Here is a 15139-nt window from a genome sequence, read left to right as displayed (position 1 = left end):
TAAAGTATATGTAGCTATATCAATTTGCCTCAGTCTGGAAGTTGAGACTACAGGGGGTTTAGCGGGGCTATGATGCGTGGTTTCGGCTGGTTCAGTGATCGGGAACTGGCACAGACTGCTCTCCAAACACCTGATCTTGTTGCACTGCCACTCATTTTCGCGAATTTAGACGACTTCCGACAGCGTTGCCACTCAGACGCGGCGCTAACACGGAGAGAGCCCCTCACTATCCGATTCCCGTTTCCTTCTTCAACAGCGTCAGCGTATTGTCGGCTGTTACGATCGGCGAATGCTCGTATTCACCAGTCAATTCGACCTGTACCAGTAAATCGACTGCTCGCCAAATCGAGTACAACAGACACGCGAATGCGAAGTAGAAGAATCGGAGGCCAAAATCCTTCGATGTCGTGGCGGCCATGAAGCGCTTGATCGATTTATAACCGCTTTCAATCTCCCAGCGATACCCATACTCGGTAAGATAGGCGCTGCTGGTGTTTGTCATGAATACCGAGTATTGCCGGTGATCGTCGTGCTCAGAGTCTTCTTGCCGACGGTAGATCAGCGTCGTCTCGTGCCACTCGTTCTTCCCAAGATGGAGTTTCCGATCAGTCTCGTATCGGTCTTGACCCCGCTGGAGCAATCGCTTGGCCTGGGCTTTCTCACTGGTCTGCATCCGCTTCGGGACGACGTAGGAGAGCCCACGTTGGCTGAGCATCTCTAGAATATGCTGGCTATCGAACTCACGATCCATCAATACGTTATCGATGTGAACCAACTCCTCGGCAGAGTTGAGCAGGTCCTCGACAATCTCCTTGCGAGTCTCGCCTTTCCGAACCGGACGTGCGTCTAACACGATTGGGACGGCATTGCCGACTAACTGGACCGTAGCCCACTGATAGGCGTACTCATCGGTCTTCTCCTTGGTCCCAATAATCTCGTCTTCGTGCCCGGTTCTGTCGCCTGTGAACGGGTCGGCTTCCGTAATATCGATAGCAACAATCCCAGCTCGAAAGAACTCCTCTGTCTCTGCAACTTCATCGAGTAATCGATTTACGGCTCGTCGGTACATCTCCCGAATCTGTTCAATCGAGAGATCACGAATGTGCTCGCGATGGGCGTGACCCAGCGGTGTCCGGTCACGGGTCGACTCGTGAACAAAACTGCGAGCCCCCTCGTTAGCAGCCAACCGTTCCCGAAGTCCGAGATACGTTTGTAAGTCCCAGTACGCGTTCTCGTGGATTTCACAGCCATCACCACGATTCAGTGAGAATGCTGGGAAAACGACGTGGCTGATGTGGTCCGTAATCGATGCTGCTTCGTCAAGAACGGTTTGATCGTCTGGGTCTGATTTGTTCGCTTCGTCATCGTGCGATGGAAAGCTACGTTCTGGCTCGCGCGGAACAGCAACGCCCGCGTTCTGAGCTTTGATTAGAATTGTCCGCGCAGCTGCCTCAATTGTCTCGCGAAGCTCTGTAGTGAATCGTTCGTGCCAGCTTCGCCATAGCGTCGACTGGTCTGGGACCGTCTCTATGTCTAGTTGTTCATGGAGTTCAGGATGGTGAGTGAGGTACGTGAGGAGTGCCGTCTCGTGGGCCCAGCCGTGAAGTTCTTTGAGTAGAAATAATCGGAACAGTTGAGCCATCTCGTACTGAATAGCTCCAGAATACCGGACATGTGGCCCAAACTCGACGTACGCTACTGGGTAGTGAGATACGAACTCGTCGACGGAGTGGTGAGCCTGGTGGTCGAACCATGTGGACGCAACGGTCCAGATGTCTTCTTTCAGGCCGGCGAGAGAACTCCGGTCGTAGAGTGAAGTCGAATCATATGCTGGCCACTCAGCGTATGACTGCTGTGCGATTCGTCGAAAGACACTGCGTTGAGAGTCGCAACTCGCAACCACTACGAGATGCTGGCCACGGCAGGCTCAAGAATCCGCTTACTGCTCAGTACAGGGAAGGTACGTAAACTCACTTTTTTGAAGTCCACAAGACAGATATTGCCTTGACCGGAAGTTCAGTTATGCCCCGTGACACCCTCGTTTCGTGGAAAACATTTGCTCTATTCCTCCTCTTCCCGCCTCTTGCCATCATCGCTATTGTATTGTTCCCTCTGACGCTACTCGTCCTATTCTGACTCTATAACAGGGGAAAGACCCAAGCAGTACGTGAGAGAACCACCTCCGAGCCGGAGTCATCTGTTGATAACTAAGCACCTTACTGAGCAGTTGTTTCACCTGCAAGATAGGGGGCGAAAGCTGTATATCAAATCTGTCTCCAGAAATCCCGAGTAGTGGTGACGGTGCAATCAACAGCCATACTATTTTGATTTGGTCCCGTAAATACCAATAGTGGCCAGCATATCTGTAGAAATACCACTGATGGAGCGAGATGACTTCGACGAGACGGCCCCTGGCGAAATCATTCCCACGACAACGCCGAAAGGGACGTATTCGGCGTTCCGGCCTGACCCGCTTCCCCCCTCAACTGACACTGAACAGCTCATTACACCGCTGGCCGAGGCGACACAGGCACTTGGACGACTCCACGGTATCGGCCCACGTGTTGGCTCAAGAGAGATCCTGATCGAACCGTTCATTCGAAAAGAAGCCCTGGAATCCTCGCAAATCGAAGGAACACATGCTACCCTCTCGGATATCTACGCCTATGAGGCCGGACAGGAAGCTCTTATCGACGAAGACAGACAGCAGGGCACCCAGGAAGTCGTGAACTATCTACACGCCCTGACGCACGGATTGGATGCGATCACAGCTGGCGATCCAATTACCGTCGAATTGCTGTGCGAAATGCACAACCGGTTGCTTTCGGATGTCCGTGGGGATGAGGCTGACCCAGGTGAACTTCGTACAACCCAGAATTTCATCGGCAGTACGCCATACATCCAAGACGCCAGGTACGTGCCGCCACCACCGAACGAAATCCCTGACCTTCTCGAAGACTTGCTCGAGTATGCGAACCAAGAGACGAATTTACATCCACTCCTCCGAATCGGATTGATTCACTACCAATTCGAGACGATTCATCCGTTTCTCGATGGGAACGGACGACTCGGGCGGCTATTGATCAGTCTCCTCCTACAACGTGACGGTCTTTTGCCCGAGCCGTATCTCTACCTGAGTTCGTATTTCAATGCACGACGTTCGGACTACGTCGATCACCTACTGGCAGTCAGTCAGCGGGGTGAGTGGGAAGAATGGTTGCTGTTCTTTCTACGTGGTGTGCAGTCACAGGCAGATGAAGCTCACCAGCGAGCGAACCTACTGGTCGACCTCCGAGAGGACTATCAACAGCGCTACCAGAGCGAGCGGTCTGAGAATATCCTCGAACTGGTCATGCGACTCTTCGAAGATCCGTACTTGGACGTGAACACAGCAGCCGACTGGTTGGATGTCGAATACAGCACAGCCAACCGACTGATTGGACAACTCGAAGATGACGGGATACTCGAAGAACTCACTGGAAAAGAGCGTAATCGGTTCTACCGTGCAAGCGAAGTCTTCGAGATTATTAACAAGCCAATCGACCAGCTCTAGATCATAGCCTAACAAGAGACGAGCCATATGCATTGAGATGGCCAATCTCAACTACTGGGGAGAGGGGGAAGTCACGTTTTCGGGATCTCAAGTTCTAGGCACTGTCTAGTTTTGGATGACCTCAGTTGGCGTTCGTCCGTCAAGTGCTTGGTTGGGTCGTTCGTGGTTGTAGTGGTGTCTGAAGCGTCGTAGCCACTGTTTCGCGCTGGATTGACTGCCCCTCCAGAAGAAATGAAAGCGGTCCATTCGCATGGTCACAGTCTGGAACCACTTTTCGATGTGGTTCCGGCTTCGGTAGTTGAGCCGACCGCTCAAATCGTGGCGTGAGAGGGCAGTCAGATAGCCGCCAGCATCGGCGAGAAACTCTGTATCGGCGACATCGTGTTTCTGAGTGAGTCGGTGCAGGAACGCCGCCGCGGGGTCGGTCCCGCGGCGGCTGAACACGTCGACCTCTAGCAACAGCTTCGAATCAACGTCGACGGCGGCGTACAGCCACTTCTTTTCGCCGTCAACCTCGATTTGTTTCTCGTCGACCGCGACCCGCGACGGCTCCGCCGTCGGCGGGTCGCTCTGTGCTTCCGATAGCGTGTGAACCCAGTTCCAGACCGCTCCGTGAGAGCGATCGACACCCAGCAAGTCTAAAATTGCGACTGTCTCCCTGATCGACAGCCCCGCCGTGTGGAGACGCACCCCAAACCGCCGGACTGGTGTCGGGGTGCGCTCGTTCTCCCAAACGTCTTGACTGTCCTCGTCTAACGTTTCTCTGAGGAGGTCTGCGAGCTTCATGGACAAAACTCACTAAGACCTCCTCGCTTCTCAAACTCGCTCAACTAGACAGTGCCTTTACGTGTACCATATGTGTATTTGTGACAATTAATTCTTTCCGAGAGTAGTTAACGCAAATAGATAGTCTGGTAGCTCATTCTATTGACTTAAGAGTCTAACAGACGCAAATCCGCTACTCCTCGGTGGCAGCCTCCCAGCCCTTATGAAAGTACACCAGCGCCATGTCGGAGTCAAAACACTGCCCGGATGGAACGTGCTGAAAGACGTTTTGTTCAGGAATTGGCTCAACCACACCCTCATTGAGTAGACTGGTGACCACCTCACAGCCTCGTGGCTCGTCGATCTCGACAGTATCGGGACGCTGCCGGTCGCGGTCCTGTGCGATCTGTTCGCGCTCGAAGCGCTCGTAGTCTGGAACTGTTTCAGTCGGGTCCATGAAGGAAATCCCTCACCCGACCGGGGAGACACAAAAGTAGCGTTAACCAACAGTCGGGAAGTATTGCGGTCGCTATTGGTTAAGACACCAGCGTGTCATAGAAACGTTCGCAAGACCGAGAGAAACTTCCTCGTCAAGCCGGTTGTCGAGGAAGTTAAGGAGTTGGTACTCGTGAATTTCACTGTCTGCTTGCTGCTGTTTGCTAGGCACATTCGCAGCAAGCAGACGTCTCAACTAACCGGCTTTGTGAGGTCCTAAATCTACATAGAGCGTCCGACTCCGGCGTGTCAACAATAGATTTAGATAATGCCCGGAGAAACCAGGATTTGATGGCTATCTCGCTGGTAACGTGGCTCCGTCTGTTCGGTGGTGTCGCCCTCCTTCTGGGAAACAGCTTTTTCGTCACGACCGAGTTCGCGATGACCCGCGTCAGGCAGTTCGAGGAGGCGGAGTTTCTCGGTAATGGACGTGGACTTGAACGCGCCTGGAACATGACCAAGCGGTTGGAGATATTTCTCACAGGCTGTCAGGTGGGGATCACCATCTGCAGTGTCGGCCTGGGAGTGGTCGCTGAACCGGCCGTCACAGCAGTCCTGGGACCGCTACTGGGTGCAGTTGGCGTCACCGGCGGCGGACACACGACACTGTCTGTCCTCCTCGCGTTGGTCGTTGTCAATCTCATGCACGTTATTGTCGGCGAGCAGGCACCGACGTATCTGGGGATCGAGCGTGCCAAGTTCGTCGCCAGGTACGGTTCGGGCCCGCTGTACGCCTGGACAAAGCTCATGTATCCGGTAATCATCTCGGCGGACTGGGTGGCGAAAACGTTGCTGGGCCTCTTCGGCGTTGAGATCTCCCGTTCGTGGACCGAATCGGAGGCCGAAAGCGATCTCGCAACTACTCGGGCCGAACTGCGTAGCGAAATGGGCGAGTCGCTCAGCCGACTCGATATCCCTGAAGAGCGACGGACTGAAGTTATCAACGCTCTCGACATCGGCGCGACGACGGTCAGTGAGATCATGGTTGACCGCAGTGACATCGTCGCGCTCTCGACGACTGACGACTTCGAGACGAACATGGACCGGATCGACGGAATGCCATACGTCCGCTTTCCGTTGATCGAAGGCTCACTGGACTCGTTCGTGGGTGTTGTCTACGCGCCGACGGTGCTGCACAACTACGAAGCGCTGGATTCGGGGACGACCACACTCGAAGAACTGGCAACCTCGCCGCTAACTGTCGCTGCTGAGACGACTATCAGTGACTTCATCGACCGGTGTCAGGACGAAAGTCAGGAACTCGCCCTCGTGGTTGCAGACGACGATGTCGTTGGTCTCCTCACCGCGACAGACGCCTTCGAGGCAATCACCGGTGAACTCGAAGACCCGATGGATCGCGCGGCCGAGTGACTGTCAGCACAGGCACATCATCGTCAATGTGTACCGAGAGTTCGATGACCTCTCCAGTATCCCGACTCTAGATTATAACGTCGTTATCAGAACCACTCGCGGGCCTTCAGGCGAGCCGTTAGCTGGACGCTCTTGCGGAGTCCGCGGCGGACGACACCGCCCGAATTCGGCACGCCCTCTCCGTCTTCGTACTCCAGTCCCCGGACGACCGTAACGGGGATCTGTTCGTCCGCCTGTCCGAACAGCAACGCCGACCCGGCGGTGAGTTCGTCTGCGACGAGGTCGACACCGCCGACCTTCGGCTCTCCATACAGGTCCGTCTGTCCGAAGTTGTTATCGATCGCCTCGATCCCTGAGCACCCGATCGCCAGATCCATCGAACCCGGGCCGGCAATTTCCGAGTCGGCCAAGACGACAGCCACATCTGCGCCAGTCTGTGCCTCGATTCCCTCGCGGAGGCGACGGGCACTCTCGTCTGGATCTTCAGGTAGTAGCGTCATCATCCCGTCCGGACTGTTTGACCAATCGACACCCGCGTTCGTACAGAGTCGACCGTTCCGCTCGGTCACGAGCATCGCTGGGACCTCAGCAAGTGCCTCCTGTGCCGCTTCGGGGTCTACGGCATGTTCCAACAGCACGTCTTCGCCGACCTCTGCGATCGGGATCGCACCGATGACCTCGCTTTCGTCGTAGATGACGGCCACTTCTCGCGGATCGATGCCGGTGATGTCTGCCACCCGGTGGTCGCGGTCAGTGACTTCGACCTCGTCGGCTTCAACGAGTCGGTTCTCGGCGAACGAGACGACCTTCGCGGTGACGACGACGATGTCACCGTCTGTCAGGGGATACTCTGCAGCCGCTGTCTCGACGATCCGGTCGACGAGGTCGTCGTTCGGTTCGACTTGCCCGATATTAAGTCCGTGGAACGTTAGTTCCGTCATCAGTTGAAGATCGGAAACAGCACACTTCAACGCTGAGACGATTGCATATCGCTGGGAATAGACGAGACGTTCTTCGAAACGTGTCCCACTCAGTGTACCGGCGGTATCGGGCAGTCGACGGAACGTAATCACGTCGCACCCACACGGCAGGCGGCTTTATTGGTGCAGGCTGTGTATCGATTCCTGTATGCCCGAAGAAGTCCTGTTCAAGTCAGAAAGTGATCAGAGCCGAGAAGAGATCGCATCGTACCTCCGGAAAGTCGCGGATAATCTCGACAGCGGAAACGCTATCAACCTGAAAGCAGGCTCCGAGTCCGTAACGCTGGATCCCCCTGCCCGACCGACCTTCGAGGTCAAAGCCGAACGTGAAGGGCCGGCAGACAATATGACGGAGCTAAGTGTCGAGTTCGAACTCGAATGGGACGAAAATGATGGCGAGGAGGGCGGCGGAAGTGGTCAGTTAGAAATCGAGTAATCACGCCAACACACGCTGGGAAGTCGATTCAGCGGAACCTATCTAAAACAAATGAAGTCGCTGTGCTGTCCGGTCTCTTTAACTCTTCCTCCTGTTTCTGTCTGGGGGACTGCGTTTACGATACAATCTCTTGGATGTAGAGGTGGGCGTACGCGCTCGCCCACACGATTGAAAGTAGGTCTCCAACGCTTGTAGAGAACACACGCAAAACAGGCGTCACCGAAGCGACGCCCGTCCCTATCTCGGGTAGATAGAGGTTGCTTACACTCCCGATAGCGATCACTGCGATGAGCACGAACTTCCGACGGTAGTTCGTCGTAATCTGCCAGCTAATCCGAAGTGATTTGAGAGGGCCATATTGGCCGATAACGCAGGCCTCCGGTGCGAACCAAAACTTGAACAGCAAGCCGAGAAACGGCACGGCAAAAACGAGCCCACCCACCGCCGCAACGACGGGAAAGCCAACTATATCTGCGGGGTTTCCCGGAATAGCGCCAGCAAGGAGGAGTAGTGGCAGAAACAGAAAGAACGGAACCGTCATTACAGAAAAAACGATAAGCAGTGTTACGCCAATCAACGCCGGTGTCCGGGTGATACTCCGATGGACTCCTTCGCGTATCGTTACAGAGTTATCAGTCAGTTCTCCGGCGACAATTGTTCCCACATAAGCTCGAATCAATATTATGAACACAAACGCCGTCAGAGCATCGAATACGCCGATTACAGGCATCGGGAGCCCGTTGATGATGTCCGTCTCGAGAAGTCGGTTGGCCAAGATAGTCACACCCGCGAAGGCGATGATCGAGGGGTAGGAGCGAAACAGGCGAACGGACCAGACCAATGCATCAAGGGCGGTCCGATTGGTGGTCGTCGTCTCGATGTTTCGGCATTCGAGACAACCACAGCCATCGATATCTTCCCGTGACTTGATCGTTGGTGCCACGTCACACTCGCTTGTGTCGTCACTGGTAGAAGCGCTTCGGACTGGGGGGTCGGTGTGTTCGCTCATTCGGCAGTGAGGAACTGTGAGACGGATTCGCCGATAGCGAGTAAAACCGAGGGGGGACCAAGCAGCGAAGCGAACGATTTGAACGCACGTTTGAGACTCGGGCGGTCGTCCTCAGTGCCGAGGAAGAGGAGTGTCGGGTCCTCTGATACGACGTATACACTCATCTCACGGCCTTTCTCCGAATAGCAGGTGTCAGTCACTTCGATTACGCCAGCCGATTCGAGATTCTCCAAATGATAGTGAACGTTCTGCAGACTCTGGCCGAGTTGCTCAGCGATCCGTGCCGGTGTCGCTGGCGTTTCGTTGAGCAGTTGGAAAATCTCGTACGCAGTCTCGGAGGACAACGCTTCGATTACCTCCCGTGTCGTGTCGTCATCGAGACTCAAGATAGCGGGGTTATCACTTCGTTCGACGGCGGCGTCAGTTTGTGTTGGAAGAAGTCGTGCCATGTGTGTGAGTAGCTGCTGTGGCTGGAGCACGGGATCTGACCCGGCTGGTTGCTGTTCGAAACTATCGGTTGTAATTGTTGGTCGGTGTTTATGTTGATTCCGGGACAGCAGTCAATCGCAAGTAATAGGCCGTGTAGACCGTATAAAAGTACGCGAAGCCGACTGAAGACAGAGCGATCCCGAGAGGGAGCAAGACGGTCATCGGAATCCCTATCTCAATCGGTAATACGTCAGCCGGTCCAGCGTCCGTCAGCGTCAACCGGACGAGATATTCGGGGATGAAGAAGGCGTTCAGCAGGACACTCCACGCCAGCGAGAATCCAACGACGCTTCTGAGATTTGAGCGGACGAGTGCAACACTTTTTCGGAACGCATCAGTAACACTCTCGTTCTCGATGACAATCGCAGTGTCGTAGAACTGCACGAACATAATGACAACGAGGATGGACAGCAGCCAGATGAGTATAGATCCGACGCCGGCGACGAAGGCAGCCATCTCGTTAATTGGGGCGAGTGCCATCGATCCGATACCGAGGATGAACCCGATAAATCCGAGTCCGACAGCGGTCCCGAACACGATAAGTATGAACAACACAGTTGCGAGGAGAAGTGGGAAATAATGTGTTCGCCCTTCAATGAAAAACTGGGTGAACGACGCGTCTACTCCTTCGATTGCGGTCTGTGCGGTGCCGATGAAGCCACCGAGAACGAACGGGAACACAATGAGCCATACGAGAGAGACACCCGCTGACAGTAGTGGTGATTCGATCAGATGATCCACGTACTGGAGTTGACTTACGGCCCCGATGAGGAGCCCGGCAACGAACAGGATCGGGTTTTCTCGGAGGGCAGCGGATCCGTCTTTGAATGCGGAGACTGTCACCATTGTGTTCACGAATTACTGTCGTCGGGTATTAGGTCGAGCGTAGTATCAAAATCAGATTTGAGCATTTTGAACGGTAGTACAGGCGACGAGTACCGATCTCGCCAACGCTCGGTGGGGTAGTCATCGAGCCACCTTCTGGTGGCGGGACGGTGGAGCCTCTGCAGTTGTCGGATGGATAGACTGTAACTCTGAATCACAAGTATTTTTGATACCAAGCACGTACTGAATAGTTGGGTTCTGGTCCCCACTCCACTTCCCCCCTGAATCGTATCCGATTCACCGATCGGCCCGGATCCAGAACCCGTTGTCGTAGATGACGGCTTCCAATGGTGTGTAGCACGCCGCTCCCCCCAGCTGCACATCATCTCCCCAAGCCTTTGCTGCTTGGACCGTCGGAGTCGTGCAAGCGTGTCTCATTGAAGTTTATCGTTGAGTGAGTTGTGTAATCGGAAAATCGACAGACAGCGTGGGGGTGACACAAGCGTTTTCGTGGCCACTCGTATCAGGAGCAAGTGGGTTCCGTGCCCTGTCCAATTCCATTGGACTCACCCATCCCATCGATTGTTTCAGGGTAGAGCCCGTCGTCGAAGTAGACGACTTCGGATGGTGCGTTGCAGACCGCTTCTCCCACCCCTATCCACCATTCTGCTGGTGTACACAGCGGAGCCACGGGGTAGTGTGTACGTCCAAGTGCGTACGCCACTGGAAACATCGGTAGGGTGGTAGAGCTGGCCACTATTGTGAATGGGTTGATGCGTGGTATTTGCTACCGTGGTTCCACAAAGGCTATTTATGTGGCGTCTGTCACAACCGAGTGGGTTCTGGTCCCCGCTTCGAGCTCCCCTGACTGCTGGTCGTCTGACTGGGTTTCCCGGGTCCAGAACCCAGCCGTGCCTCTGACATAGCAAAGTGGTGGGCGCTACGCAAGGTGCCCATTGCAGCCCACCATTTCCCTCCAAACGAACGGGCAAATATCAGTTCCTATCTCTCCTCACAGTCGTCGACGCTAGCCACCATGTGAGACTGCGTCCTTTCGAATCCGAGCTTTTCGTAGAAGGCGATGGCTCGCTCGTTGTCTACGTGCGGATCGAGACTGAACTCCTCACATCCGGCTTCGCGTGCCCAGTCTCTGAGACGGTCGAACAGGTCCTCAGCCAGTCCGGTTCCACGATACGGTTCGCCAACGTAGATGTCACAGATGAACAGTCGGTCGGGGCGGTCGAAGACACTCGGCGCTTCGTCGACTTCGGCCGCGATATACCCGGCAAGCTCACCGTCAGCATCGGCGAGTGGAGTCTCGTCGGTGAATCCATCGACGGCGATCCACGTTCGATACTCCTCCGAATCGAGTCGATCGACGCGGAACGGGAGTTCCTCCGCGACGAGGTCGACGTCGTCGGCGAGTGAGAACGTATCGACAGTCCCTTCGAGTTCGCGGTAGTACGGTAGCCAGAGTTCCTCGATAAAGCGCCGGACAGCAGGCTCGTTTGCTGAGAGTTCCACGATCTCCATACCTGTCCGGACCAGTCGCGCCACTTATTTGTTGTTACTCTCGGGGTGACGATGACTTTGAGAGCAAGAAAGCTGATTGACGGAGCGCATCCAACGCCAGAGCCAATAGAAGGGGCACCTGTCTCTGCACCTGCTGATGGATGTTCTGCTCATTTGCTGCGTGCTCTCTCCCCGAATCGGTGAGACAACAGTATGACTCGGTCGAGGACCACGAACGTCACCCCAGACTTGAACCGGTCCATCATTTAGGACTAACTGACAAATCCTTTGATTGCCTTGAAAAACAGTGTCTCGTTGACGCGTCCCTCTTCTATGGACGGTCAATATGGCCTTCTCACGGAGCCGATGTTCTGTACAAGTAGATGGCACAGAGGGCGAGGATGGCCTCAGCTACCTTCGCTGCGACGGCCAGCGGATTCAGGTTCCCCTGCATATAGAACGCGTCAAAGCTGAACCCCTGGAACACAAACAGTGCGAGAATGGTGACAATGGCGTATCCCGCAGCGACAAGGTACAGCTCGGGTCGCCAGTACCGGCTACTGTACAGGAGGACCCCGCCAAGAAATCCAAGCCCATTCAGAATAAACAGCGCCCCCAATGTCTGACTGAATCCCATGACCTGTGGACCGAGCAGTAAGTGGATGCCAGCAGTGGTAAGCGTAGCTACGATTGCGAGGTACCCTACTGGATGCGATGGGAGTGTAAAAAACGAGTCTTGTCGCTGTGTCGATTGAGCAACCATACTGAGTAATTGTCACTGAAGTGTATTAAATCCATGTGAGTTTTTCGACATTACGGGAGCAGGCAGAACGGATATGATCGGCTGCGTTCCTGGTTCAGCACTGGGTGTAGGAAGTTATCTGTCCGTTCGACTGTCCCATCGAATGCGGAGACAGGCCAGTACATCAGCACAATCAACTACCAGTACTGTGTCCGACGACCGTATCTTCCTCAGCGGTAATACGTCCCGTTTTCTGCATGAGTCTTCTGGCCCCTCATCAGCAATCTCAACCTGAATCACTGATTCGATCTCGATTTATCAACTCTGGCCGTGACACTCGGATGAGACAATCGGAATGATATTCTGTTTCCTGTTGGAACACGATCCTACGGATGGTCTCCCGTCGAACAATCGCGCTCCTCCTCGGATCGGCGCTTGTGATTGGTTATGTCCAGTATGATACCGTCTCTGGACCCTTCAAACCTACACTGACTGTGGAAAACAACGACACGACAGCGTATCAACTGTCAGCGTACACTGTCGAAAGCAGAGAGCAGGCGATGTACCTGAATTTCGAGGTCACGACCAGAGATGGCGAACACAGGCTCAAGACGCTCTCGCAGTTGATCTGGCCGGATGGGGATCGAAACGTCACACTCGCTGATGATGGGGTCCCCACGCAACAGATCACCGTCGCTCCCGGCGAGACGGTGACGACCACGATTGATGGGTGGACGCGTGGGGACGTGACAGTGTACCTCGGCGAGAAAGTCGCCGATAACGGGACGCACGTCTACACTAGAATACGGACGTGTCCCAGAACTGGTCAGGAACACAGTTTGACCTTCGAGGAAGCTGGAACCAGTGGTAGCGCAACCTGTGCCTGAGTGAGGCGCTAGTGACGATCCACAACAGCGAGACCGCTCACAAACGTATTACCGCCTCTCGCCAGAGCGTGCATCCCTCGATTCGACATGGTTGGCCGGGATCGCCGCTGTCCCACGAGAGCCGGTCGAAAAGACGGTTCCGATCGCCACAGAGTGGATCGGTGCCACTACCGCAGTACTCAGAAACCCGCCGGCGACCGGCACGGTCGCGAGACCCCAGTAGGCGAGACCAATGACGATGATGAGGCCGCCGATGGTCATGCCCTGACCTTGTGATCGATGATAGCTCTGCCTGAGTGCCGTCACAAAGCCACGTCCGGTGACTAGCAACGCCGGAAGCAGGAACAGACGGGTCAGAACGAACAGAGCAACCGCCAACAGCAGCAGTCCGAACAGGAAACCAGTGATATCCACCGAGAAACCGCCCAACAGCTGCGGGATGGAGACGACCGCAGCCAGCGCGATAAGATACCTGCTCAACGCACGGGGACCTGAGTGGGTATCGAGGACTCGTGTAATCGTCACCCAACCGGCGATCCCGACTGCGAGTGGAACGAGGGCTTCGAGCCCCACAGCCCAGAGGAGATACCGTGTTTCGAGGTCGACCAACGCACCAACGTGTCGGGCCGTTCGTGCAGTCCCTTGCGGGAACACTGCGTAGTTGACACTGACCGATTGACTGAGCGCGTCGGTTGGTGCCATTGGAATTGAATCGTGCTGGCGAAGCCAGTCAACGAGTGCAACCAGCACACCAACGACGGCGAATGGGACAGCGAGCACAGGGTCGCGACGAATGCGCCCGAGCGCGGACTTGAGAACGCCCAGAGTAGACAGTCGAGGCGTCGGGGATGGGTGTCCAGGTGAAGACACCCTTTCGCTTCCAGCCCCCTCTTTTCGGGGCACTATGCTTCCTCCAGTGCGAGAACTCGGCCACGATTCGCCAGATACAGCATACCATCCCCGACCATCGGTGGCGAGAGGGGTACTTCCGAAGGATGGTACTCGAACTGTTTCTCACCCGTGGCGACGTCGAACGCTTCCAGTGCCCAGAGTGAGTCCACAGCGTAGACGCGACCGTCAGCGACAACCGGCGTCGTTTTTCCGTCGAACGGAACTGTCCACCGTGTCTCGCCGGTTGCCAGCGAAAGCGCATGCAGTTCCTCCCGCTCATCGGCAACGAATATCGTCCCGTTGGCTACCGCTGGCGTGCTGTCGGTCACATTCCCGTCGAGGTTGCGTTCCCACAGGAGTGCGCCGTCGGATCTGGTTCGCAACTGAACTGACTCACGCGTCTGAATGACGACGCCCTCGTCTGTCGCCACTGGCGGCAGAACTGTCATCTCTTCGAGTTCACGGTGCCAGTGTTGCTCACCAGTATCAGCACGATACGCAGTGGCCTCTTGTGGCCACGCGGTGACAAACACGAGGCCGTCGTCCACCGCGGGTCTGTTGTACGTCCCACTGACTGCCTCGTCTTTGTGATGGGTTTGTTGCCACAGAATTTCCCCACTGTTCGGATTCAGTGCTACGATTGAGTTCGTCCCAGGTAGTGCCGTGTATATCGTCCCGTTCGCAGTGACCGGCGTTGTTGACTCGGCCGGCCCGAAGAAACCGGGCGTCGGCGATTGCGGTCCTGTCCATCGCTCGCCGCCGACGCTCATATCTATGAAGGGAAGTTCCCGTCCGCCATTGGCGTTAAGCCCGTAAACCCCATCTGACCCGGTTATACCGAGTGTCTTCGTCTGATAGATCGAGGCTGGGGCAATCGCTGGAGTTGAGTGATACGGCCCCTGGAAGCTGAACCGCCGCTTCCCAGTCTCGGTATCGAGCGCAAGGAGTCCGTTGCCACCGACGTATAGCGTCTTCCCACGGCGGATCGGTTGGGTACTCCCCCGAAACCAATCCGGGGCCTGGTGTGTCCACGCAACCGCTACATCGTCTTTTGGACCTGATACTTCGGGATTGTGCCCGGTTCCGGGAGGATCGTACCGGCCCATCGGCCAGTCGGAGGGTGACTGACTACCAATACGTTTCTGCGTATCGAGAGACGTGAAGTCAGCTGAACCGGTAATTCC

At 55.4% G+C, this 15139-nt stretch carries 15 protein-coding genes and 1 pseudogene; 5 read left to right on the top strand and 11 right to left on the bottom strand.

Annotated elements, in window-relative coordinates; all coding sequences use genetic code 11:
• Window positions 1–226: 226 nt before the first annotated feature.
• The gene (locus tag ACNO8S_RS19790) at window positions 227–1903 is read right to left on the bottom strand and encodes a transposase (protein ID WP_151148362.1); all 1677 of its coding nucleotides are present in this window, start codon (window positions 1901–1903) and stop codon (window positions 227–229) included.
• A gap of 119 nt (window positions 1904–2022) precedes the next feature.
• On the opposite strand from ACNO8S_RS19790, the pseudogene ACNO8S_RS19785 reads away from it, so the two are divergent.
• Window positions 2023–2211 (top strand): annotated as a pseudogene (locus ACNO8S_RS19785) (hypothetical protein).
• A 139-nt stretch (window positions 2212–2350) separates the two neighbouring features.
• Window positions 2351–3553 (top strand): Fic family protein, encoded by a 1203-nt coding sequence (locus ACNO8S_RS19780; protein ID WP_420183049.1) that lies wholly within the window; start codon window positions 2351–2353, stop codon window positions 3551–3553.
• Window positions 3554–3658: 105 nt separating this feature from the next.
• Here the strand turns inward: ACNO8S_RS19780 and ACNO8S_RS19775 are convergent, their stop codons facing one another.
• A complete protein-coding gene (locus ACNO8S_RS19775) occupies window positions 3659–4339 on the bottom strand; it encodes an IS6 family transposase (RefSeq protein WP_420183048.1) in 681 nt (226 codons plus the stop codon).
• Window positions 4340–4511: 172 nt separating this feature from the next.
• Window positions 4512–4775 carry a hypothetical protein gene (locus ACNO8S_RS19770; RefSeq protein ID WP_014030810.1) on the bottom strand — a complete coding sequence of 88 codons (264 nt, stop codon included), beginning with the start codon at window positions 4773–4775 and terminating at the stop codon, window positions 4512–4514.
• Between the two features lie 329 nt (window positions 4776–5104).
• On the opposite strand from ACNO8S_RS19770, the gene ACNO8S_RS19765 reads away from it, so the two are divergent.
• Window positions 5105–6184: a CNNM domain-containing protein gene (locus ACNO8S_RS19765; protein WP_050007337.1), complete on the top strand. Its 1080-nt coding sequence runs from the start codon at window positions 5105–5107 to the stop codon at window positions 6182–6184.
• A gap of 86 nt (window positions 6185–6270) precedes the next feature.
• Here the strand turns inward: ACNO8S_RS19765 and ACNO8S_RS19760 are convergent, their stop codons facing one another.
• Window positions 6271–7125, bottom strand: a complete 855-nt coding sequence (locus ACNO8S_RS19760; RefSeq protein ID WP_225308212.1) for a coenzyme F420-0:L-glutamate ligase — start codon at window positions 7123–7125, stop codon at window positions 6271–6273.
• Window positions 7126–7312: 187 nt separating this feature from the next.
• Here ACNO8S_RS19760 and ACNO8S_RS19755 point away from each other — a divergent pair, with 187 nt between their 5' ends.
• Window positions 7313–7600: an amphi-Trp domain-containing protein gene (locus ACNO8S_RS19755; protein ID WP_008308543.1), complete on the top strand. Its 288-nt coding sequence runs from the start codon at window positions 7313–7315 to the stop codon at window positions 7598–7600.
• A gap of 115 nt (window positions 7601–7715) precedes the next feature.
• Here ACNO8S_RS19755 and ACNO8S_RS19750 read toward each other — a convergent pair whose 3' ends face one another.
• The 5 genes from ACNO8S_RS19750 to ACNO8S_RS19730 form a co-directional block, all read right to left on the bottom strand.
• Window positions 7716–8543 (bottom strand): hypothetical protein, encoded by an 828-nt coding sequence (locus tag ACNO8S_RS19750; protein ID WP_420183047.1) that lies wholly within the window; start codon window positions 8541–8543, stop codon window positions 7716–7718.
• Between the two features lie 62 nt (window positions 8544–8605).
• Complete coding sequence (locus ACNO8S_RS19745; protein WP_420183046.1) at window positions 8606–9058, bottom strand: ArsR/SmtB family transcription factor; 453 nt, start codon at window positions 9056–9058, stop codon at window positions 8606–8608.
• An 88-nt stretch (window positions 9059–9146) separates the two neighbouring features.
• Complete coding sequence (locus ACNO8S_RS19740; protein WP_023842926.1) at window positions 9147–9944, bottom strand: hypothetical protein; 798 nt, start codon at window positions 9942–9944, stop codon at window positions 9147–9149.
• 981 nt (window positions 9945–10925) lie between these two features.
• The gene (locus ACNO8S_RS19735; protein WP_129754840.1) at window positions 10926–11456 is read right to left on the bottom strand and encodes a GNAT family N-acetyltransferase; all 531 of its coding nucleotides are present in this window, start codon (window positions 11454–11456) and stop codon (window positions 10926–10928) included.
• Window positions 11457–11790: 334 nt separating this feature from the next.
• Entirely contained in the window at window positions 11791–12198 is a 408-nt protein-coding gene (locus ACNO8S_RS19730; protein WP_050036592.1) for a DUF7475 family protein, read from the bottom strand.
• Window positions 12199–12569: 371 nt separating this feature from the next.
• Here ACNO8S_RS19730 and ACNO8S_RS19725 point away from each other — a divergent pair, with 371 nt between their 5' ends.
• On the top strand, window positions 12570–13064 hold the full coding sequence (locus ACNO8S_RS19725) for a hypothetical protein (protein WP_064287138.1): 495 nt from the start codon (window positions 12570–12572) through the stop codon (window positions 13062–13064).
• Between the two features lie 48 nt (window positions 13065–13112).
• Here the strand turns inward: ACNO8S_RS19725 and ACNO8S_RS19720 are convergent, their stop codons facing one another.
• Both ACNO8S_RS19720 and ACNO8S_RS19715 read right to left on the bottom strand, forming a co-directional pair.
• Complete coding sequence (locus ACNO8S_RS19720; protein WP_420183045.1) at window positions 13113–13673, bottom strand: hypothetical protein; 561 nt, start codon at window positions 13671–13673, stop codon at window positions 13113–13115.
• A gap of 293 nt (window positions 13674–13966) precedes the next feature.
• Window positions 13967–14725 (bottom strand): PQQ-binding-like beta-propeller repeat protein, encoded by a 759-nt coding sequence (locus ACNO8S_RS19715; protein ID WP_420183044.1) that lies wholly within the window; start codon window positions 14723–14725, stop codon window positions 13967–13969.
• Window positions 14726–15139 lie beyond the last annotated feature (414 nt).

The organism is Haloarcula sp. KBTZ06, from assembly GCF_048595605.1.
GTDB classification, from domain to species: Archaea; Halobacteriota; Halobacteria; order Halobacteriales; family Haloarculaceae; genus Haloarcula; species Haloarcula hispanica.
Note: the sequence above shows the minus strand (reverse complement) of the source record. Positions and strands in the feature narration are given on the sequence as shown.

Coding starts and splice junctions, on each gene's coding strand:
- ACNO8S_RS19775 (WP_420183048.1), bottom strand. CDS start 4,339: ATGAAGCTCGCAGACCTCCTCAGAGAAACGTTAGACGAGGACAGTCAA.
- ACNO8S_RS19770 (WP_014030810.1), bottom strand. CDS start 4,775: ATGGACCCGACTGAAACAGTTCCAGACTACGAGCGCTTCGAGCGCGAA.
- ACNO8S_RS19765 (WP_050007337.1), top strand. CDS start 5,105: ATGGCTATCTCGCTGGTAACGTGGCTCCGTCTGTTCGGTGGTGTCGCC.
- ACNO8S_RS19760 (WP_225308212.1), bottom strand. CDS start 7,125: ATGACGGAACTAACGTTCCACGGACTTAATATCGGGCAAGTCGAACCG.
- ACNO8S_RS19755 (WP_008308543.1), top strand. CDS start 7,313: ATGCCCGAAGAAGTCCTGTTCAAGTCAGAAAGTGATCAGAGCCGAGAA.
- ACNO8S_RS19745 (WP_420183046.1), bottom strand. CDS start 9,058: ATGGCACGACTTCTTCCAACACAAACTGACGCCGCCGTCGAACGAAGT.
- ACNO8S_RS19740 (WP_023842926.1), bottom strand. CDS start 9,944: ATGGTGACAGTCTCCGCATTCAAAGACGGATCCGCTGCCCTCCGAGAA.
- ACNO8S_RS19735 (WP_129754840.1), bottom strand. CDS start 11,456: ATGGAGATCGTGGAACTCTCAGCAAACGAGCCTGCTGTCCGGCGCTTT.
- ACNO8S_RS19730 (WP_050036592.1), bottom strand. CDS start 12,198: ATGGTTGCTCAATCGACACAGCGACAAGACTCGTTTTTTACACTCCCA.
- ACNO8S_RS19725 (WP_064287138.1), top strand. CDS start 12,570: ATGGTCTCCCGTCGAACAATCGCGCTCCTCCTCGGATCGGCGCTTGTG.
- ACNO8S_RS19715 (WP_420183044.1), bottom strand. CDS start 14,725: ATGAGCGTCGGCGGCGAGCGATGGACAGGACCGCAATCGCCGACGCCC.